The sequence below is a fragment of the Streptomyces sp. NRRL B-24085 genome (genome assembly GCF_001282115.1).
Classification (GTDB): domain Bacteria; phylum Actinomycetota; class Actinomycetes; order Streptomycetales; family Streptomycetaceae; genus Streptomyces.
On record NZ_LJBR01000049.1, the window covers coordinates 23,582 to 42,941 of the forward strand.

Here is a 19,360-nt window from a genome sequence, read left to right on the forward strand (position 1 = left end):
TCATCCGAGCCACAGAGGCAGTGCCTCCCGTGGCCTCACCTCACCAGAGGAGGAAGCCGGGGATCATCAGCCGAAACGGTTGCGAACCGGCCGTGACCGAGGTGTTGACGGCTCGGTCTTCTCTGACGTAGACGGAAGCACCGGCAGGGCGGCCGTACGGAGCGGGAGGCACGGAGGCACAGGCATGGACATCCGGGCGCTCCGCTACGCGGTGACACTGGCTGAGGAACTGCACTTCGGCAGGGCCGCGCAGCGGCACTACATCAGCCCCCAGCCCTTCGGCCGCCACATCCAGCGGCTGGAACGGGAACTGGGCACCAAGCTCTTCGAACGCACCAGCCGCCGGGTGACTCTCACCCCTGAGGGCGAGCGGCTGATCGCCGAAGCCCGGGCCCTGCTCGACACCGTGGACTCTCTCACCGAACACCGCCGCCGCACCACCGATGAAAAGCTCCTCACGCTGGGAGTACTGGGATTCGGACTCGCCGAACGCTGGACGGACCTGACTGCGGCGGTGCACGGCCACGATCCCGAAATCGCCTTCTCCTACGCGGAACTGGACCTGGCCGATCAGTACGAAGCGATCCGCAGCCACCGCGTTGACGTGGGCATCATCCAGTACGTCGGTCCCGTCGACGGGCTCGTCTTCGAGCACGCCATGACCGTGCCCCGTGTCGTGGTCGTCCCCGCCCGCTCCCCTCTCGCCGACGCCGACCGTCTGACCGAGGCCGACCTCAGCGACAGCCCGTGGCTGCCCATCGCCCTCGCCCATCCCGCGCTCGAAGCATGGTCCGGCCCCGCCGCCGACGGGTCCCACAGCCATGGAGCCCTGCGCCACCCCGCCGCCATACCGGCAGCCGTGGCGACAACCGGCCACATTGCCCTGCACGCCGAGGCCGCCAGCCGCTTCTACCCCCACCCGGACGTCCGGTTCGTCCCGCTCGACGGACCGCCCGTGAAAATCGCCGTCGCCACCCGCGCAACCGACGACCGCTACGCCATCACCGCCGTCCGCTACGCCACCCGCCTTCTCGGCAGAGCCCGGTAAGGCGACCAGAAGATCCGCGGAGCGCCGGGATCCAACGTTCTGGTGTCCACGATGATCACCCCGCCGCACGCCGGGCAGGTCAGGCCGGTTCCGTGCTGGTGCTGGCCGCGTGCAGCAGAAGGTGCAGCGGACGCTCGAGATGACCGGCGCGGACACCGTCCTGCGGGTGTATCGCACCGTCGGCGAGGCGGTGAACGCTCTGATGGCAGAAGGGGCCTGATCCGGCTTTCGACGGCCAGGTCCAGGCAGCGGCGGGGTGCTCGGTTTGCGGGCGGGGCAGTCGGCGGGTCATCAGGGTGATCGCCGCCGAGGTGATTAGGGTTTCGGAGTGCTGGATCAGCCGATTCGTAATCGCGGGCACGCCGACGGGCGTTCATCATCCAGGCCAGTGACCGTTCGTTCGACGACCCGGCGGCGGCGCAGCATGACGATCCGAAGACTCCTTCGGCCGGCGATGGTCTTGATCGTGAGGTACAGATGGCGTTTGACCTAGGTCACAAGCCTGCCCGCGTATACCCGGTCGGCCCAGACGATGGTCATCTCCGGATGCATCAGACGGAGCCGGAACAGAACTTCCTACGCCGCCTGGGAGTCGCGGAGGCCGACTGGGCTGACCATCACCATCCAAGGCAGAACCTTGATGTCGACCACGAGATGCCGTTTGCGGCCGTTGACCTTTTCGCCTGGGTCGTAACCGCGGGTGTCCTTCCCGACGGTCGATGCCGCTTTGACTGACTGCAAGTCGATTTCGGGTTCGCTGATGCGGGATGTCCCAGGGCTCCAGTTGGATGCGCAGCAGTACCTCCTCGAGTTCTGGGCGGTCGGCGGTTCTTCCAGGTAGTGCCGCACGGTGTAGGAGGCGCCCCCGTCGTCCAGCAGCGACAGGGCGGAGGCGCACTTGCTGCAGGCCGGGTTGATCAGATTTCCAGTGGTCTTTCGGGCGCGGGGCAGTGGGATGTCAGCCGGGCAGGCCGGTCAGGGTGAGGAATTCGCTGCGTGAGCGGGCGTCGGTGCGCAGCAGGCCCAGGAGGGTGGAGGTCATGGTGGTGGTGCCGGTGGCCTGCACGCCGCGCAGGGTCATGCAGGTGTGTTCGGCCTGGATGACCACCCCGACGCCCTTGGGCTCCAGATGGTTCTGCAGCCAGTCCGCGACCTGTTTGGTCAGGCGCTCCTGGACCTGGGGACGGCAGGCGAAGTGCTCCAGGATGCGGGCGAGTTTGGACAGTCCCAGGATCTGCCGACCGGGGAGGTAGCCGATGTGGGCGGTGCCGACGAAGGGCAGCAGATGGTGCTCACACACCGACCGCAGCGGGATGCTGCGGGCCAGGACCAGTTCGTCATATCCCTCGTCGTTGGGGAAGGTCGTCAGGTCGAAAGGGCGGGGTGAGAACAGTTCGGCGTAGGCCCGGGCCATGCGGCCGGGGGTGCCGCGCAGGCTTTCAGAGTCGGTGCTGATGCCGAGAGACCGCAGGAACTGCGCGGCGGCCTGTTCGGCGGCTGCCAGATCGGTCTCCTGCCCGATGGGGGAGACCACGCGCAGGGCAGCCGCCTGGGGTATCGGATCTGATGTCTGCGGCAGGGCCGCGGAGTGCTGGGACATGTCAGCTCCCGCCGACGCCGAGAGCGGACAGCAGGACCAGCACTACAGTCACCACGGCCAACACCCCGTGGGCAAGGACCACGGCGAGGGGGAAGTGCCGCTCAGCAGGGACGTCCTGCCCGGCGGCTACGGCTGCTGCCGGGGCGGCGGCGCGGGCGCGGTACACGGGGATCCAGCGGGCCAGCATGACGAAGCCGAGCAGCGCGACGGGCACCAACAGGATGAACGCGGTCCAGGCCAGTGCGTCCTTCTCGGCGACGACGTAGACGATCCAGACGACCAGGCCGATCGCGGCGAGCGCGAAGTGGCCGAAGATGACCGGGACCGGCAGGTGGCTGTTGCCGCCGCGGGCACCGCCGCGTGAGAGCCAGGTGCCGAGCATGTAGAAGCCGCCCAGAGCGGTGATCACCCAGGTGATCAGTGCGGCGATGTCCATGAGAACTCCAGATGCAGGAAAGAACGTCGGGAAAAGCAGCTGCCGCGGGCGGCGCCGGACAGGAAGAAGAGAGGCTGGTCAGCCGGTGCGCTCGTGTGAGCTGGGGTGGACAGGGGTGAACCCCTCGGCCTGGGTCGCCTCGTCGGCGACCCGGACGCCATAGCGGTAGGAGAGTTTGCCGCCCAGCCATCCTGAGACGCCGAGGATGGCGAAGGCAGCGGCGTTCAGCGCCAGCGGCCCTGCCGCAACGGTCCCGGAGGGCCCGGCTCCTGCATGCCGCCACAGGAAATTACCGAGGTAGGCGCAGGTCACTACCAGGTTCAGCGTCATGTGGACCAATCCCACCCGAAACGCGCGGGTACCGGTCGGGATGGCGAAAAGGTCCAGGAAGCCCACCATCGCCGCGCCCAGGGCGCCGATCACTCCGAGGGCGATCAGCCACATCGCCCCGCGGGACAAGAAATCCGGGTCCCCCGCGAGGTGGGAGGCGATGTCGAAGACCAGGCTGCCCGCCCAGGCCCCGATCGGCACGGTGACCAGGATCGGGTGGAACGGGTGCCCGTACGGGCCGGCGAGCGCGGCACTGACCGGCTGCTTGGCCTGATGCGGCTGGACCATCGCGGCCACCTCCTTATTTCACCAACAAATCTTGGTCTTATTCAAGAAGGCGGTCAAGTGCACCAGTCCAAGCGCACACGATCCAGCACCCGGCCACACATGCTGGCGTTACCGTGAAGGGGTGACCTCCGACATGACCCTGCCGATCTCCCCCGACGACGCCGCGATCGACTCCGTCAGCGCGCTCGGCGAGGGCACCCGACGGCGAATGTTCACGTTCATCCGCCGCGCCCACCGACCCGTCACCCGCGACGAGGCGGCCGCCAGCGTGGGAATATCGCGCAAACTCGCCGCCTTCCACCTCGACAAGCTCGTCGACGCCGGCCTGCTGCGCGCCCGCTACGCCTCTCCCACCGGCATCCGCAAAGTCGGCCGGCAGCCCAAGGTGTACGAACTCACCGACACCCCGATCCGCGTCAGCATCCCCGACCGCCGCCACGAACTCCTGGCCGGCCTGCTCGTCCAGGCCGTCCTGACCGAAGGCGACAACGAGACCGCCACGCAAGCGGCGATGCGCACCGCCGGACAACGGGGCGAAGAACTCGGCGAGGAAGAACGTAGCCAACTGCGCCCCGGCCGGCTCGGCGCCGAGCGCGGCCTGACCCTGTGTGAGCGCATGCTCGACCGGCACGGCTTCGAGCCCACACGCGAGGCCCCCGACCGGCTACGACTGCGCAACTGCCCCTTCCACCCCCTCGCCGCACAAGCCCCCGACCTGGTCTGCGGCATGAACCACGCTTTCCTCACCGGCTACCTGCACGGACTTCGTGCCCCGGCGGTCCAGGCCGTCCTGGCCCCCCGCCCCGGCGAATGCTGCGTCGAACTACGCCACACCGAGTGATCGCGGGCCCTGCCCGACACTGACACCGTCACGCCGCCATCGACACCCGCCGCCCGCGTACGTCGGCCCACCGTTCGCCCTGCGCGGCCAGGACGACGGCAACGGCTGGTCGTGATTTCGTGCGCGGCCGCAGGGGGTATTGCGCGGCTGGGGTGGCGGCATTGAGCCGCACTGATACAGGGCGTCATGCCCGCGGTTGTGCCTGGCGCTCGCGAAGGATGGCAACGCCGTCTCCATCGAGCGCATCGAGGTAGGACGCGCGACCAGCCATCGCCATGATCAGGGCCAGGGTCGTGCCGGATACCTGTGGCCCCTGGCCGGTGGTGAAGGGGCTGTCGGTGGCGGTCAGGCGCAGTTCGCGGATGCGGGTCCTGGTGAAGACGGGCAGATCGGTGCGCTGATAGTAGTCGGCCAGGGTGGTCAACGTACGGACGGGGTAGTCGCGTTCGATGCCGAGCGGCCTGCGGATGTCCTCGCCATGCACGATGGTCTCGCCGAGCATGGCCACGGTCGAGAAGATCGGCTTCGTCGTGCGAGTGGCCACCCGGCGGAAGCGGTCGAGCGTCTCGGCCGGGGTAGCGCCCAGCTGTTCGGCCAACCGCATGGCGACCTGCTTGTCGAAGTCGAAGCGGCAGCGGATCACGCCCGCCATCCACCGCACCGGGTTGAGACCGGCCGCCGATGTCAGATGTGCGAGCACCTCACGAACGGTGAGCCCCTCGCACAGCGACTGGGTGGCCCACTGATGGTCGGTCAGCTGCGCGAGGTCGTCGGCCAGGGCGGTCCGCTCGTGGTGGATCAGTGGCCAGATTCCGGTGGCGGGTGTCGTCATGAGGTGATGCTCCTGTGCGGTGTCGGGCGGGCAGGGGACCGCTCAGCGGCGGATCAGGCCGACGTGGTTGCCGTCGAGATCGATGAAGACGGCGATACGGCTGGCGGGCGTGTCGGTCGGGGCGAGGACTCGGGTGGCGCCGAGTCGCTCGGCACGGGCCAGCGCGGCATCGACGTCGTCGACCGGGAAGTACACGACAAGCCCGGTGTACGGGCTGTCCGGGCGCGCCTGCCCGACGCCGCCGGTCGGCCGGCCGTCCTCGTCGCCGACCAGGGCGTAGGTGTCGTCCAGCACTTGGATGGGCCAGCCGAACAACTCCTGGTAGAAGCGGCGGGCGCGCGGCGCGTCGGGAGTGGAGATGTCGAACCATGCAGCACTGCTCATCGGGGTCTCCTCGGGGTGTCGAATCGATCTCTCGAACAGAGGTGACTTCCGCAGTGCGCCAAAATCGTCCTCGTGAGCGAGAAAATTTCGGCGGGATCCGCGACGGACGACCTGGCCAGGGCGCGCGAGGGTGACAACGAGGCATTCACCCGCCTGGTAGAGCCGCTGCGCCGGGAACTGCACGCGCACTGCTACCGGATGCTCGGATCCACCCACGACGCGGACGATGCACTACAGGAGGCGCTGCTGCGGGCCTGGCGCGGCCTGGACCGCTTCGAGGGACGCAGTTCACTGCGCGCCTGGCTGTACACCGTGGCCACCCGCACCTGCCTGGACGCCGTCAACCGGCGTAGCAGGCGGGCGATGCCCATCGACCTCGGGCTGGCCAGCGACCACGCGGTACTCGACGCCACCCCGCGGACCGAGATCGCCTGGCTGGGCCCCTACCCCGACGCGGGCCTGCCCGCCGGCCCGGCCGGACCGGCTGCGCGCTACGAGCAGCGCGAGGCAGTCGAACTCGCCTTCGTCGCGGCCATGCAGCACCTGTCAGGCAACCAGCGGGCCGCGCTGATGCTGTTCGACGTGCTCGGCTACTCCGCCGCCGAGATCGCCACCATGATGAACACGTCCACCACCTCGGTGAACTCCGCCCTGGCCCGCGCCCGTCGACTGCTCGCCGAGCGGGTCCCGGCCTGCTCGCAGCAGCAGACGCTGCGCAAGCTCGGCGACGCCCAGGTCCGCAAGACCGTCACCGCCTTCGCCACCGCCCTGGAACGCGGTGACGCCGACGCCTTGGTCGCCCTGCTCACCGAGGACGTCGCCTGGTCGATGCCCCCGCTGGCCCAGTGGTACCAAGGCCGGGATGCCGTCATGGACTTCGCCGTTGCGGTCCCGCTCACCCGCTGCCCGAGCTGGCGCTACCACCTCACTTCAGCGAACGGCCAACCGGCAGTGGCCTTCTACGTGGGCGCGAGCCCGTCAGCCCCGCACCTCGCGTGGTCGATCACGGTGCTGACCCTGCGCGGCGAACTCATCCAAGGCCTCACCTCGTTCCTGGGCGCGGAGCACGTGCAGCGGTTCGGGATGCAGACGCAGTGGGCTTGAGCTAGCGGGCCGGCCCTCGGGTGGGTGCTGCAGAAACTGTGCGAGGAGCGCGGCCCGGCCCGCTCCCTCCTGCACATAGGGGTTCGACCAGCGGACCGACGACTCCTGACGGGTTGCTCCCTTGGTGGCCCCCACCGTTGCCTGGACGGGTGCCCTCACCGGCGCACCGAGGGTTGCACCGCCCGTACTTCGGCGGCGCGGATTCCACCAGTTCATCCAGCGTGGGCAAGCCGTTCTCGGGTGCCGACACCTCTTCCCACGCGAAAGTCACGGGAAGAGGCCCCTCCCCGCGGGCCGGAAGGACCAGATACCGCCGTTACGCTTTGATTCCGCTGAATCGATCCGCTGAACACTCGCAAGGAACGCCCCCGACCGCAAGCACCAAAACGCCGTGGTCGGGGCCGTGAACCGGTCGCGGTGGTCGAGTGGGTAGACGGCGAGGGCGGACCACAGCCTGCGGTCGGTGGCGCCTGTTGGTTTGGAGGTTCGGTAGCTCCGCATGTCCCCCTTGGATGTGGGAACGGCGACGGTGCTTCCGTCGCTACTGGATGCGACGATGTTCCCGGGCGGCTGTTGGCCGCGTAGAAGGCGCCGCTTCCCAGGCCATCGGTCTTGTCGTCGAGCGATGCGAGCTCCTCGACGCTGATCTCCTTTACGCCGTTAGCGAGGGCTACCAGCACGGAGTCCTTCTTGGGCCGGTACACCGCTCCGGGGTCGAGCCTCAGCTGTACGGGTTGCCTGAGCGCTGAGAGTGGGGGAGAGGAGATACAGCTTGCTTCGGTCGACGGCGGCGACTCGGCCCTTGCTGACGCGTATGACGGACGAACCGGCCGACAAGCGGGGCCAGTACGAGATCAGCGGCGTCGTCAAAAAACCGGCGACGACGAACGCACCCGCGGCACCGTCGACGCCGCGCCCCTGCGGATCGACGGCAGCCGGGGCAACTGGGACGCGATCGAGGCCCTCTGGCACGCCGGCGAACTCACCGACGACGAGTTCGAGGACCACTTCATCGACGACGTCATCGTCGAGGACATCGGCGAAGACACCGACGGCTGGCAGTTCCCAGCGGCTCGTACTCCGTAGAACTCCGGTGCGCGCACGCATCGACGGCCGGATGGGCCACAGCAGTGGGACGAGTGGCTAGCTACTCGTGACAGGACGCGAGGACGCCTTAACGGTGGGGGCATGTCTGATTCGGATGCTTCTCGGGAGCAGGCGCTGCGTGGACTGCCGCGGGTGTACTCACTCGCGTTGCGGTTGCGGGACGTCGGCGTGCCTGAGGCGTTGATCGCCCAGTGCGTGGGTGTGGAGCCCGAGGCGGTCGACGCGATGCTGGCCGTGGGCGAGGCGAAGGCGGCAGCGGCGGAGGGGAGCGAAAGGTGTGAACGTGTAACTTGACCGCGATACTTACAGATATGGGACTTGAGTGGCCGCTGGTCGGGCGGTCGGAGGAGCTGAAGTTCGTGGCCGCGGCTCTGCGGTCCGATAGTGACGCGCGCGGGGTGGTGCTCGCCGGCGCACCGGGGGTGGGTAAGACCCGACTCGCCCGAGAGATGCTGGCGCGGGTCGAGCGGCGTGGGACAACCGTTCGCGGGGCGGTCGCCACCGCCTCGTCGCGAATGCTTCCGCTGGGCGCGTTCGCCGGCCTGCTCGGGGATTTGGGGCAGGGGCAGGGGCAGGCGCAGATTCTCCCGCGGGCCGCCGAGGTGCTGCTGGCCGGTGCCGGACAGGACCGGGTGATCGTCGCGGTCGATGACGCGCACCTGCTTGACGAGCTGTCCGCGGCACTGGTGCACCTGCTGGTGCTGCGCCGGGGCGCGACGGTGCTGCTCACTGTGCGGAGCGGGGAACCGGCACCGGATGCGATCACCGCGCTGTGGAAGGACCGACAGCTGGACCGGCTGGAGGTGCAGCCACTGTCCGAGGCGGAAACCGTCGCGCTGCTGGAGGCCGCGCTGGGCGGGCAAGTCGACAGCGCGGCAGCCGGTCAGTTATGGACGATGAGCCGGGGCAACGTCCTGTTCCTGCGGCAGCTGGTCGACGGCGCCGTTGATCGTGGCGCGTTCCGTCTTGACCGTGGGATCTGGCGACTGGCCGAGCCCGTGCCGGTGACCGCCGGGTTGGCCGAGCTCCTCGCGGCCCGCATGGGGGCGCTGTCCGACCCGGTGCGGGACGTCGTGGACACGCTGGCGCTCGGCGAGCCGCTCGGAGTGCGGCTGCTGGCCGAGTTGACCGATGCCGCCGCCGTTGAGCAGGCCGAGGACAGCGGCCTCATCCAGGTCGAGGCGGATGGGCGACGCCTTCAGGCCCGCCTAGCACATCCGCTGTACGGCGAGGCACGGCGTGGCCAGATGGGACGGCTGCGGGCGCGTCGGCTACGCAGTCGGATCACCACGGCTTTGGCGGACACTGGCGCCCGGCGAGCCGACGACACCCTGCGCCGGGCCGTGCTCATGCTCGACTCAGATCTGCAACCCGACCCGGATCTGCTGACCGCTGCCGCCGAGAGTTCCTCGTACCTGGGCGATTTGCCGCTCGCTCGGCGGCTGGCCGTCGCCGCGGTCCGGGCCGGTGGCGGCTTCGGTGCCCAGGCCATCGTCGCGAACGCGACCTTGTTCGTGGGCAGGCCGGACGAGGCAGATGGCGAGTTGGCCGCTCTCGCCCGGCTCGCCGGGACCGACGGCGAGCTGGTCCGGGCGACCGTGAACCGGGCGACGTTCTTGTCGTGGATCCTCACTCGCCCGGCGGAGGCGCAAGCCCTCCTCGACGAGGTGGCGGCGCGGGTCGCCGCCGCCGAGGACCGGCTACCGCTCGTCGCGCTGCGGGCGATGATCAAAGGTCAGCTGGGGCAACTGGTGGAAGCCGAGCAGGCTGCCCGGACGGTGCTCGACGCCGCTGAACCGGGGCCCGACGCCGTGCTGATGGCGTGTTGTGGGCTGGTCGCCACGCTGGCAACCGCTGGCCGGGCCGATGAGATGAACCCGTACATGGCCCGCGGGGCCGAAGCTGCCAACCACGCCACGGAGAGGGCCGCCTTCCGGATTCCCCTCGTGGTGACGCAAATGACCGGCCTGCGACTGGCCGGCTACCTTGATGACGCCGGCCAGGTCGCGGCCGAGTGCCGGGAGCAGATCAAGGACCTCCCACTCGGTGCGCAGATCGGCTGCTACCTGATGGGCGAGACCGACTTCGCCCGCGGTCGGGTGGCGAGCTCGGTGCGCTGGCTTCGCGAAGGCCGGGCCGGCATCGAACCGTTCGGCGACGTCGGCGGCTGGCGTTACGTCACGCTCATCGCCCTCACCCGCGCTCTTGCCGTTGCCGGCGACATCGAGGCGGCCAAGCTGGCGTTGGCCGACCTGGAGCAGCACCGGCATCCCGCCGTAACCCTCAACGACCCGGAGCGGATCCTGGCCAGGGCCTGGGTTGCCGCGGCCGAAGGCGCGACCAGCCAGGCAATCACCCTCACCCACGACGCCGCAGCCTTCGCGGCCGGCCTTGGTCAGCTCGCACACGAGGTGCTCGCGCTGCACACGGCCGTGCGCTTCGGCGACCCCACCGTCGCCGATCGGCTCGCCGCCCTTGTGCCCCAAGTAGACGGTCCACGCGCGCCGGCCGCCGCCGCACACGCCGCGGCGCTGGCCGCAGCCGACGGCGACGCACTGCTCGAGGCCGCCGTCGCGCTGGAGCGATTCGGCGACCTGCTGGCCGCAGCCGACGCCGCTGCCCAGGCCGCCGAGGTTCTTACCCGCGCCGGTCAGCGCGGTGCCGGGTATGCCGCGGCTGAGCGGGCCCGTAGGCTGAGCGAAGCGTGCGACGGGGCACGCACGCCGACCCTGGCCGCGGCCGCGCGCCCGCTGCCGCTCACCGAGCGGGAACGCGAGATCGTCACTCTGGCCGCCCGCGGCCTGTCCAACCGTGAGATCGCCGAGCGCCTGATGGTCTCGGTGCGCACGGTCGAGGGCCACCTCTACCGCGCATCGACCAAGCTCGGCACCACCAACCGCGCCGAGTACGCCGGTCTGATCGGCCTCGACTGATCGAGCCCCTGCAGCACCGCGCGAACGAACACAGGTAGCCGACTACTCGCGACACCGTTGCGCCCGCACTCGAAGCTGGACTGCGAACGACCGGGCAGACATCAGCCCAGCCGCCCTGGTCATCAGCAAGATCGCAGCACTGTAGAGGGAGTCGCCATGACCACGCCAGGCTCACGCCAGGCGCAGCAGAACTACCAGCAGCAGGTGCGGCACAACAGCGCGACCTTCGCGCGCAACGCCGCCCACCACAACCAGCTTCGGTACCGCGGAACGCACCCGCGCGGTCCGGTCGGCGTGATTCGACGGCTGCTCGGCCTGGTGTTCTCAGTGGTGTTCCTCGTCATCGCGCTGGGGATCTTCCTGATGATCCTCAGCGCCGTGGCGCCCGACTGGTTCGACCACGTCAAGACGTGGTTCGAGGGCACCTTCTGAGCACGCCAGGAAGGAGGCCGGCATGAGAGGGACCACCGGGACCCATCGCACGGCTGCCGTGGAGGGTCAGGGGCTGCAGCCGGTGGTGCTCTCGTCAGACGCCTGGTCGGCCCAGCTCGCCCCCCGGTCGTTCGCACCGCCTGCCTGGTGAGGACGGCCAGCGGCGGCGCCGGCTCCCGTACAGCCGACGGCCGTTGCGCCGTCCCGGCCGCAAGAGCCGCTTCGGCCGGAGGGGGGTCAGTCGGGTGCTGTGGCGGTTGGCGCTCACCGGCCCCACTGGACTTCACCTTCGCACCCATCGAGTTCTCCTCGGGCGGCAACGCGCACCTCGCACAACGCCAGGACGGCACGTACACCTTTCGCGCCCCACACCACCCCGAGAACACGACAAGGCCTCTCGTCGAGGCCCGTGACACCGCACACGAATATGCGGACCTTCGAATCGATTCCCCTCAGGAGGAAGGCATGACCGAAGTAATCGGCGCCATCCGGGACAAGTGGCTCGCGTTGGGCGGGTCGGGCTCCGTGGTCGGCGACGCACTCGACATCGAACGGCCCACGTTCGACGGGATCGGTCGCGCGCAGGAATTCGCGGGCGGCGTGATCTCGTGGCACCCGGAGCTCGGCGCTTTCGCCACCTGGGGCGCCATCTGCGCACAGTGGAAGGCCATCGGCCGCGAACACTGGGGCTACCTGCTCACCGACGAACTCGGATGCCCGGACGGCCGCGGCCGCTTCAACCCACTACCGCGCGATGCAGTTGCCCGGACGCCCCGAGTCCTCCATCTACTGGACCCCGCAGACCGCCGCGCACGAGGTGTACGGCGCAATCCGCGGCAGGTGGAGCCAACTCGGCTGGGAGAAAGGGTGGCTGGGCTACCCCACCAGCGGTGAGGCGGACCTTCCCGAAGGCGGCCGGCTGGCCACCTTTGAGCACGGCGGCATGTACTGGTGGCCGGACACCGGCGCAATCGACATCGGCGACGTGGCGGTCCGCTACCGCGGCATGAACTGCTTCGGCGAGACCGACGAAGCGTCTGGCTCCGACGAGCCCTACTTCATCGTCGGCGGTGTGGGATCCAGCACGCAGATACCGACCTTCCGTACCCAGGTGTACGACGACGTCGACGCAGGCGGGTCCTTCCCTCACCCCGGCGCCGACATCTACCGGGGCCGTCCTTGGGCCTAGCCCTCTCCGTCACCGGGATGGAGCACGACGAGGGCAACCCCGACGAGTACAAGGACCTCGTCACCAAAGGGGTCGCGGGCGTGGTGACTGCGGCTGGAGGCGCCCTTGCCGCCACCGGGATCGGCGCTCCCGTGGTGGCGGTGCTGGAGCCCGCGCTCGCCGCGCTCGTCCCCGTGCTCGCCAACGCGATCAACAAGCTGCTGGGGACCGGCGACGACGTCCTCGGCACGGTAGCCCTGCAGATGAGTGCCAAGCAGATGTGCACTCTGGCGGGCGCCCCCCTTAAGGGAGAACGGGACATCCGCTACCACATCGCCACACCGCTGATCAGCGACGGTGAGGCCTCGTACAAGGCATACTTCGACATCGTCCGGGCCTGAAAAACCCGGTGCTTGTCAACGGCAGAGCGCACTGTCGGTGTTCTAGGGGGGCCAGCCGCCGACATCAAGGTCTGGCCGCAGGAGACAACAGTCCCCGTCGACCAGGCAGGGCAGCCTGCCACTTTCGCCCCGGCGACGGTCGAGATGAAGGTCGGGGTCGTAGTGGCCGGACACCACGCAGGCCGTTCCGAGGTCGCGTCCGGCCACGCGTTCTAGACCTTCCGCGGCGAGTTCGCCCGGCTTGTCGATGCGCTTCCAGCGGCCGAATTCGCTGAGATGGAAGATCAGGCGCGTGGGGGTGGTCGAGCTGCACACAGGTCTGGCGGAGAGTGACCACGAACCTGTCGATGGGACAGACGTAGCGGCCGTGGCCACGGTCGCAGGCCACGGGACTGTTTGTGCCGCCAACCCACTCTCTGCGCCCGGTTGTCAGGGGACCGGGTAGCGGCTCGGCCCCTCGTTCGGCCGAATAGCGCGCCGTGCCTTGCTCGTTGTGCAGGTATGGAAGACGAGCGGAAGGCTCCGGACGATCATGGCCGGGCGACGTGTGCGTCGGCCGGCCGCAGGCGGCGGAGCACCTGCGTCGTGCGCTGAGGAACCGCATCGAGGCCGCCCTTGCCCGGCGCCTGGGTATGTCCAAGCTGTCAGCATCGGCCGACCCGGCGATGACCAAGGAGACCAGGCGGTGCGACGGCGGGTGCCGACTCGTAGGCTGCCGACATGAGCGAGATTCAGACCCCGACGCCCCGCGCCGCCTTCGAACTGCTGCTGGCCGGTAACCAGCGCTTCGTCGCCGGCACCCCCGAGCACCCGAACCAGGACGCCGCCCGCCGCTCCGAGACCGCACCGTCCCAGCAGCCCTTCGCCGTGCTGTTCGGGTGTTCCGATTCCCGGCTGGCCGCTGAGATCATCTTCGACCGGGGTCTGGGAGATCTGTTCGTGGTGCGCACCGCGGGCCATGTCATGGGCCCGGAGGTGCTGGGCAGCATCGAGTTCGGCGTGGAGGTGCTGGGCTGCCCGCTGGTCGTGATCCTCGGGCACGACTCGTGCGGCGCGGTCGGCGCAGCCTGTGCTGCGCTGGAGGACGGCATGTCGCCGGCCGGGTACGTCCGGGACGTCATCGAGCGGGTGACCCCCAGCGTGCTGACCGCTCGGGCCGCCGGACGGGTAGGGCCGGAGGAGATCCTCGCCGAGCACATACGGCACACCGCCGACCTGCTGCTGGACCGCTCCCGGGTCCTCGCCGACAAGGTCGCCGCCGGCCAGACCGCCGTGGTGGGCCTGCGCTACCGCCTGGCCGACGGCAGTGCCCAACTCGTCGCCACTCGCGGCCTCGACGAGGCTGTGCCCACGGTGTCCTGACTGCCGCGGTGCGACTCCTCAGCGTGACCTGCTGCGGTCGGCGGTCAGGACGCGGGAGGCACCGCGCGGGTCAGGGGTCCCAGGTCGCCGTACAGGGCGGCGTGGAGTGCAGCCGCGAGTTCGCGGGCCCGGTCTTCCCTCCGCACGCCGTGCATCATGAAGTAGATCGGTCCCGTGTAGGCGTCCAGGTCGACCTCACGTTTTTGGACCAGGCGGGTGATCGCGGCCCGGACCGCATCGTTCACGGCATCGTCGACAGCGTGGCCGGAGCCGGCAGTGAGCGTGTCCACCTTCACGGTCCACCGCTGACGTTGTTCGGATTCGATAGCGACAAACACAGCCTGCTGCGCCATGGCCGTCCGGTACACATCGTGGAAGGCGTCGGTGCCGGTGGCGTCCGGAATGACGTGGGCGGGGCAAGGAATGGGCAATAGCTGCACGAGGGCATTGTGCACAGAGGAGCAGATCAATCGCGTCCGGTGCCGCGAGGGCCCCAGCGTCGGTGCTGGTCATGCGGTGGGCCGGGGCCCCGCGGCGCGGCGCAGCCGGTTGGCGATCGCCAGTCCCAGTCCCTCCTCCACCGGCAAGGAGGCGACGATGAGGTCGCACCCCTGCTGGTCGAGTTCGCGCAGGAACCCGTACAGCTCGCGCGCGTAGCCGGCCAGGGACGTGGGGACCTCCATCACGGCGTGCGCCTTCACCGGGGTGTCGGCGAGGGACGAGGGAAGGAGGACGCCGACCTGGTGCCCCTGCTCCTGTGCGAGCCGCGCCTCGTCGACGACCTGCTCCGGCTCGACCAGGACGACCCGTGCAGACGGCGCGTAGTGCGACGGGTGCTGACCCGGCACCCGGACATGGCTCGTGGACGGGACCTCGATCGGACGCCCCAGCACCGCTTCGAGGTCCTCGCGGGTCACTCCGCCGGGCCGGAGGATGGCCGGGGTCTCACCTGTGACGTCGACGATGGTCGACTCGACGCCGACACCGCAGGGACCGCCGTCCAGGACGAAGTCGACGGCATCCCCGAGCTCCGCCCGGACGTGGTGGGCCGTGGTGGGGCTCACCGAGCCGAATCGGTTGGCGGACGGGGCCGTGACACCGCCGCCGAAGGCCGACAGCAGTGCGAGGGCAACGGGGTGGTCGGGCACACGCACGGCCACCGTCTCCAGGCCGCCCGTGGCTTCCAGGGGCACCCGCCGGCCACGCCGCAGGACCAGCGTGAGCGGCCCCGGCCAGAAGTGCTCGGCCAGCAGGCGCGCCGTCGCGGGCACGTCCTGGACCCAGTCGTCCAGATGCTGCGCGCCGCCGATGTGGACGATCAGCGGATGGGAGGGTGGACGTCCCTTGACCTGGAAGATGCGCGAGACGGCAGCGGGGTCTTCGGCGTCGGCGCCCAGTCCGTAGACGGTTTCGGTTGGGAGGGCCACCAGGCCGCCGGCGCGCAGCACACCAGCCGCCTTCTCGATGTCACTGGTTCTTGCCATCACCCTCGCAATCATAGGAGCGCGATGACGTCCGCCTCCCGCACCACGCGTGCCACGACCGGGAACTGGAACCGTGCTCCGCCGCCTTCCTCCCCGTGCGGCCGCGGCTCGGAAATGCTCACCTTGGCTGCGCGTTCCGCGTGGGATTGCCTCGCCCGGCGGTGGGCACGGGTCGATCTCCCGCCGGGCGACTCCACGGACGTACGCGGTGAGAGCCGGTGACCAGCACCGGGACGACCACGGCACGGACATCGAGGGGCCTGGCCCGCACGCCGCGGCATCCTCCTCTCAAGACGACGAGATCAGCGGCAGCGTGTGCTGCAGGAGATCGCGCAGCCGACGCCGGTTCGCGATGTCGTACTTGGTGAAGACGTTGCTCAGGTGATACTCGACCGTCTTCACGCTGAGATACACTTCCGCGGCGATCTCGCGGTTCGTCCAGCCCAGGGCGACCAGCCGGGCCACGACCCGCTCGCGCTCCGACAGGGCGGACCAGATGTCCGGGACGTCGACCGGCCCCTGCGCGACGACGACACCTCCCAGCCGGGGTGACCGGGCGTTCTCGCAGCGCGCGGCGGCCTGCTCCTGGGCCCTGGCGGCTTTGCGCGCATGACCTGCCCGACGCCACGCGGCAGCGGCCGCCGCGGTGGATTCCGTGGCCGGCAGCGAGCATCCCGACGCCTCCAGCGCGACACCCGCTGCCACCAGCTCCTCGGAGTTCTGAGCCGCGAGGGCCGCGGCGAGGCGGGCCCGCGCAGGTGCCAGATCCCCGTCGCACTGTCCGGCGATGTCGCTCAGCCGGCCAGCCACCGCCTTCGCGCCGCCCAATCGGGCGATGTCGGTGAGCAGCAGCCCCTTGTAAGTGAGATGCCCAGCGTCGCGGGCCGCCTCCGCGAGCGCGGTCCGCGCCAGGTCCACCCGGCCGCCGGCCACGTGCAGCCGCGCTTCCCCGAGCCGCTGCTCGCCGTCCGGCCGCGCGAGTTCCCGGCTCTCGGCCATGGCGGCCCGCGCTCCTGCTAGGTCGCCGAGCAGGGCCGCGCAGGCGGTCAGGCCGTCCAGGGCCACCGGCAGCACGAGACTCGGGGCCGCGGCACGGGCCAGGGACGCGGCCTCGGCCCACCAGCCCCGGGCCGTCGCCGGACGGCCGGCGATCCTCAGAGCACGGGCCAGGAACGCGGCGCACCAAAACTTTACGTACTGGTCCGTCGTCGTCAGCTCGCTGTTAGGTGCGCTCACCGAGCGCGACGGCCTCGCCGAGACGGTCAGCCTCCGTCAGCGCGAGCACCATAGGACACCGCTGCATGAGGGGGGAAGGACCGGGCGCCCGCGTCGACCTGGACATGGAACGCGTACGCCTGCTCGAACGGGGCGAGGGCCTCGGTGCAGCGTCCTCGCGGGGCCAGCGGCACGGGCTTGAGGAGGACTCCACGGGCCCAGGCCCGCGGATCGCAGTCCGCGCCGGGTCGGGCGGGCAGGTCCTCAAGGAGTCGCCGCACGTGCGTCAGCTCGCCCGCCCGGCGGCACATCCGCGACCATGAACGCCTCGGCCAGCACTGCGAAACTCTCATCACCTGGGCGGCGGTCACCTTGATGCCCCGGCGTCTCACCCCGGAACAACAAGAGCGGGGACGTTCCCCCGCCCCCAGCTCACCCAAGCAGCATGGATCCACGCTCTCCTGAATTCAGGGAATCGTGTCTGTCTGGGGGTGCTGACTGTTGCCTCTGATGTCGAGGTGCTGGCCCGGTTCGGCCGCGCGCTCGCCGACCCGATCCGCTGCCAGCTCCTGCTCGCCCTGCGCGAAGCCCCCGCCTACCCTTCCGACCTCGCCGACGCGCTCGGCATCTCGCGCACCCGGTTGTCGAACCACCTGGCCTGCCTGCGGGACTGCGGTCTGGTCATCACTGTCCCGGACGGCCGGCGCACCCGCTACGAGCTGGCCGACGAACGCCTCGGCCACGCGCTCGACGACCTGCGCACCGCTGTGGTCGCCGTCGAGACCGACCGCACCTGCCCGGACAGCACAGAGAAGGGCTGCTGCTGACCATGACCGCGAAGAAATCTCTGTCCCTCGGCCCCGGCCCGGCCTGGCGGGACGCACTCACGAACCGGATACGGCTGCTGGTCGCGGCGACCATCACCTACAACGTCATCGAGGCGATCGTCGCCATCACCGCCGGCACCCTCGCATCCTCCACCGCACTGATCGGCTTCGGCCTGGACTCCGTCATCGAGGTCTCCTCCGCCACCGCGGTCGCCTGGCAGTTTTCCGCTCGCGACCATGCAGTCCGCGAAGCCCGCGAGAAGACCACCTTGCGCATCATCGCGATCTCGTTCTTCGCGCTCGCCGCCTACGTCACCATCGACGCCGTCCGCGCGCTGGCCAGCTCCGGCGAGGCCGAACGCTCCATCCCCGGCATCGTGCTCGCCGCCCTGTCCCTCGCTGTGATGCCATTCCTGTCCGCTGCCCAACGCAAGGCCGGACGCGAGCTCGGCTCCGCCTCCGCAGTTGCCGACTCCAAGCAAACTGTGCTCTGCACCTACCTCTCCGCCGTCCTCCTGGCCGGCCTGCTCCTCAACGCCACGCTCGGCTGGTCCTGGGCCGACCCGATAGCTGCCTTCGCCATCGCCGCCATCGCTCTCAAGGAAGGTCGCGACGCCTGGCAAGGCAAGGGCTGCTGCCCGATCCCCGCCGCCGTGATGCCGTCCACGTCTGCCGCAGCAGACGTGTGCGGCTGCCGCCCCGGCTGCGACTGACCCCACGACGACACAGGGCGCCGGCTAACGCCGGAGCCCTGTGTCGTGGAGTTGGGGCTCAGACACAGGTTCTCAATGCTCGGCGAGGAGTTCCAGCAATTCCCGGACGGACAGGCGGGCCTCTGCCGGATGGCGCAGTGCGTGGTCGAGGTGGAGCTTGTAGCGGGTGCGGCATCCGTCGCGTTCGCGGCTGAGATAGCCGGCCTGTTCGAGGTCGGTGACGGTGCTCTGGACGGTGCGCTCGGTGATGGCGCAGGCCACCCCGATGTCGCGCAGGCGGAGGTCAGGTTTGCGGGCCAATGGCCAGCAGCACACGCGCGTGGTTAGTGAAGGCCCATCTGTGGGGCTGCTGCTCCATGGGTCCTCCGGTCTTCCGCATCTGGAGCCGCCGCAGGAAATTACCGGAAATGGTTTCCTCCGTGAACTGTTCTCGGGTGTGTGGACAGCGTGAAGGCGCCGTGTGGGGGAGCCGGTAGGCTCATTGTCACAAGTGGCGTCTCCCGACGAGGCGGTGGGGAGAGCGTGATGACCGCGGAGCCCTCAGTTCAGGCGAACGCATCTGGAACGTCGCTGACTGTGCAGGTCGGCGGGGAGATGGACTGGCAGACCGCTGCGTTCCTCCGTGAGCGTCTTCTCGGCGAGATCACCGCAGGACAGCGATGTGTGGTGCTGGATCTGTCCGCGGTGTCGTTCTGTGATTCGGCCGGGCTGAATGTGCTGCTGTGGGCTTGGCGCCGGGCAGGTCAGGCCGGTTCCGTGCTGGTGCTGGCCGGCGTGCAGCAGAAGGTGCAGCGGACGCTCGAGATGGCCGGCGCGGACACCGTCCTGCGGGTGTATCGCACCGTCGGCGAGGCG

Annotated in this window: 23 protein-coding genes and 2 pseudogenes; 15 read left to right on the forward strand and 10 right to left on the reverse strand. The window is 69.7% G+C overall.

What is annotated here, in order from left to right; genetic code table 11:
• Positions 1–184: 184 nt before the first annotated feature.
• The gene (locus AOJ26_RS07295) at positions 185–1,048 is read left to right on the forward strand and encodes a LysR family transcriptional regulator (RefSeq protein WP_053847361.1); all 864 of its coding nucleotides are present in this window, start codon (positions 185–187) and stop codon (positions 1,046–1,048) included.
• A gap of 271 nt (positions 1,049–1,319) precedes the next feature.
• Here the strand turns inward: AOJ26_RS07295 and AOJ26_RS43780 are convergent.
• The 4 genes and pseudogenes from AOJ26_RS43780 to AOJ26_RS07310 form a co-directional block, all read right to left on the reverse strand.
• Positions 1,320–1,795 (reverse strand): annotated as a pseudogene (locus AOJ26_RS43780) (transposase); the annotation flags it as partial.
• A gap of 211 nt (positions 1,796–2,006) precedes the next feature.
• Positions 2,007–2,648, reverse strand: coding sequence for a GTP cyclohydrolase I FolE (gene folE / locus AOJ26_RS07300; RefSeq protein WP_053847362.1), 642 nt, complete (start codon positions 2,646–2,648; stop codon positions 2,007–2,009).
• 1 nt (position 2,649) lies between these two features.
• Positions 2,650–3,084 carry a hypothetical protein gene (locus AOJ26_RS07305; RefSeq protein ID WP_053847363.1) on the reverse strand — a complete coding sequence of 145 codons (435 nt, stop codon included), beginning with the start codon at positions 3,082–3,084 and terminating at the stop codon, positions 2,650–2,652.
• A gap of 78 nt (positions 3,085–3,162) precedes the next feature.
• Positions 3,163–3,702: a DUF2231 domain-containing protein gene (locus tag AOJ26_RS07310; protein ID WP_053847364.1), complete on the reverse strand. Its 540-nt coding sequence runs from the start codon at positions 3,700–3,702 to the stop codon at positions 3,163–3,165.
• Positions 3,703–3,835: 133 nt separating this feature from the next.
• Between AOJ26_RS07310 and AOJ26_RS07315 the strand changes: the two genes are divergently transcribed.
• Positions 3,836–4,543, forward strand: coding sequence for a helix-turn-helix transcriptional regulator (locus tag AOJ26_RS07315; RefSeq protein ID WP_053847381.1), 708 nt, complete (start codon positions 3,836–3,838; stop codon positions 4,541–4,543).
• A gap of 184 nt (positions 4,544–4,727) precedes the next feature.
• Here the strand turns inward: AOJ26_RS07315 and AOJ26_RS07320 are convergent, their stop codons facing one another.
• Entirely contained in the window at positions 4,728–5,375 is a 648-nt protein-coding gene (locus tag AOJ26_RS07320) for a maleylpyruvate isomerase family mycothiol-dependent enzyme (protein ID WP_053847365.1), read from the reverse strand.
• A 42-nt stretch (positions 5,376–5,417) separates the two neighbouring features.
• Positions 5,418–5,759, reverse strand: coding sequence for a VOC family protein (locus AOJ26_RS07325; RefSeq protein ID WP_053847366.1), 342 nt, complete (start codon positions 5,757–5,759; stop codon positions 5,418–5,420).
• Positions 5,760–5,831: 72 nt separating this feature from the next.
• Here AOJ26_RS07325 and AOJ26_RS07330 point away from each other — a divergent pair, with 72 nt between their 5' ends.
• The 9 genes and pseudogenes from AOJ26_RS07330 (at position 5,832) to AOJ26_RS07365 (ending at position 14,266) form a co-directional block, all read left to right on the forward strand.
• A complete protein-coding gene (locus tag AOJ26_RS07330; protein WP_053847367.1) occupies positions 5,832–6,863 on the forward strand; it encodes a sigma-70 family RNA polymerase sigma factor in 1,032 nt (343 codons plus the stop codon).
• A 690-nt stretch (positions 6,864–7,553) separates the two neighbouring features.
• Entirely contained in the window at positions 7,554–7,949 is a 396-nt protein-coding gene (locus tag AOJ26_RS44225) for a hypothetical protein (RefSeq protein ID WP_234358487.1), read from the forward strand.
• 102 nt (positions 7,950–8,051) lie between these two features.
• On the forward strand, positions 8,052–8,264 hold the full coding sequence (locus tag AOJ26_RS07340; protein ID WP_053847368.1) for a hypothetical protein: 213 nt from the start codon (positions 8,052–8,054) through the stop codon (positions 8,262–8,264).
• 17 nt (positions 8,265–8,281) lie between these two features.
• Positions 8,282–10,903: a LuxR C-terminal-related transcriptional regulator gene (locus AOJ26_RS45045; RefSeq protein WP_053847369.1), complete on the forward strand. Its 2,622-nt coding sequence runs from the start codon at positions 8,282–8,284 to the stop codon at positions 10,901–10,903.
• A gap of 156 nt (positions 10,904–11,059) precedes the next feature.
• Positions 11,060–11,335 (forward strand): hypothetical protein, encoded by a 276-nt coding sequence (locus tag AOJ26_RS07350; protein ID WP_053847370.1) that lies wholly within the window; start codon positions 11,060–11,062, stop codon positions 11,333–11,335.
• A 465-nt stretch (positions 11,336–11,800) separates the two neighbouring features.
• Positions 11,801–12,004: pseudogene (locus AOJ26_RS45185) on the forward strand (LGFP repeat-containing protein); the annotation flags it as partial.
• An 85-nt stretch (positions 12,005–12,089) separates the two neighbouring features.
• Positions 12,090–12,524: an LGFP repeat-containing protein gene (locus AOJ26_RS07355; protein ID WP_053847371.1), complete on the forward strand. Its 435-nt coding sequence runs from the start codon at positions 12,090–12,092 to the stop codon at positions 12,522–12,524.
• Between the two features lie 17 nt (positions 12,525–12,541).
• Positions 12,542–12,904, forward strand: coding sequence for a hypothetical protein (locus AOJ26_RS07360; RefSeq protein WP_053847372.1), 363 nt, complete (start codon positions 12,542–12,544; stop codon positions 12,902–12,904).
• A gap of 720 nt (positions 12,905–13,624) precedes the next feature.
• Positions 13,625–14,266 (forward strand): carbonic anhydrase, encoded by a 642-nt coding sequence (locus tag AOJ26_RS07365; protein WP_053847373.1) that lies wholly within the window; start codon positions 13,625–13,627, stop codon positions 14,264–14,266.
• A gap of 44 nt (positions 14,267–14,310) precedes the next feature.
• Here the strand turns inward: AOJ26_RS07365 and AOJ26_RS07370 are convergent, their stop codons facing one another.
• The 3 genes from AOJ26_RS07370 to AOJ26_RS07380 all read right to left on the reverse strand — a co-directional run bounded on the left by AOJ26_RS07370 (position 14,311) and on the right by AOJ26_RS07380 (position 16,986).
• Positions 14,311–14,706 (reverse strand): hypothetical protein, encoded by a 396-nt coding sequence (locus tag AOJ26_RS07370; RefSeq protein WP_053847382.1) that lies wholly within the window; start codon positions 14,704–14,706, stop codon positions 14,311–14,313.
• 69 nt (positions 14,707–14,775) lie between these two features.
• Complete coding sequence (locus AOJ26_RS07375) at positions 14,776–15,750, reverse strand: L-threonylcarbamoyladenylate synthase (RefSeq protein ID WP_053847374.1); 975 nt, start codon at positions 15,748–15,750, stop codon at positions 14,776–14,778.
• 288 nt (positions 15,751–16,038) lie between these two features.
• On the reverse strand, positions 16,039–16,986 hold the full coding sequence (locus AOJ26_RS07380; RefSeq protein ID WP_086724243.1) for a helix-turn-helix domain-containing protein: 948 nt from the start codon (positions 16,984–16,986) through the stop codon (positions 16,039–16,041).
• Between the two features lie 65 nt (positions 16,987–17,051).
• Here AOJ26_RS07380 and AOJ26_RS43365 point away from each other — a divergent pair, with 65 nt between their 5' ends.
• The 3 genes from AOJ26_RS43365 (at position 17,052) to AOJ26_RS07390 (ending at position 18,505) form a co-directional block, all read left to right on the forward strand.
• Positions 17,052–17,288, forward strand: coding sequence for a hypothetical protein (locus AOJ26_RS43365; protein WP_159044227.1), 237 nt, complete (start codon positions 17,052–17,054; stop codon positions 17,286–17,288).
• A gap of 168 nt (positions 17,289–17,456) precedes the next feature.
• A complete protein-coding gene (locus AOJ26_RS07385) occupies positions 17,457–17,792 on the forward strand; it encodes an ArsR/SmtB family transcription factor (protein WP_053847376.1) in 336 nt (111 codons plus the stop codon).
• A gap of 2 nt (positions 17,793–17,794) precedes the next feature.
• Positions 17,795–18,505: a cation transporter gene (locus AOJ26_RS07390; RefSeq protein ID WP_053847377.1), complete on the forward strand. Its 711-nt coding sequence runs from the start codon at positions 17,795–17,797 to the stop codon at positions 18,503–18,505.
• Between the two features lie 72 nt (positions 18,506–18,577).
• Here AOJ26_RS07390 and AOJ26_RS07395 read toward each other — a convergent pair whose 3' ends face one another.
• Positions 18,578–18,805 (reverse strand): hypothetical protein, encoded by a 228-nt coding sequence (locus tag AOJ26_RS07395; RefSeq protein WP_234358488.1) that lies wholly within the window; start codon positions 18,803–18,805, stop codon positions 18,578–18,580.
• Positions 18,806–19,030: 225 nt separating this feature from the next.
• Between AOJ26_RS07395 and AOJ26_RS07400 the strand changes: the two genes are divergently transcribed.
• Positions 19,031–19,360 (forward strand): STAS domain-containing protein (locus AOJ26_RS07400; RefSeq protein WP_159044234.1); only part of this gene is annotated, 330 nt, incomplete at its 3' end.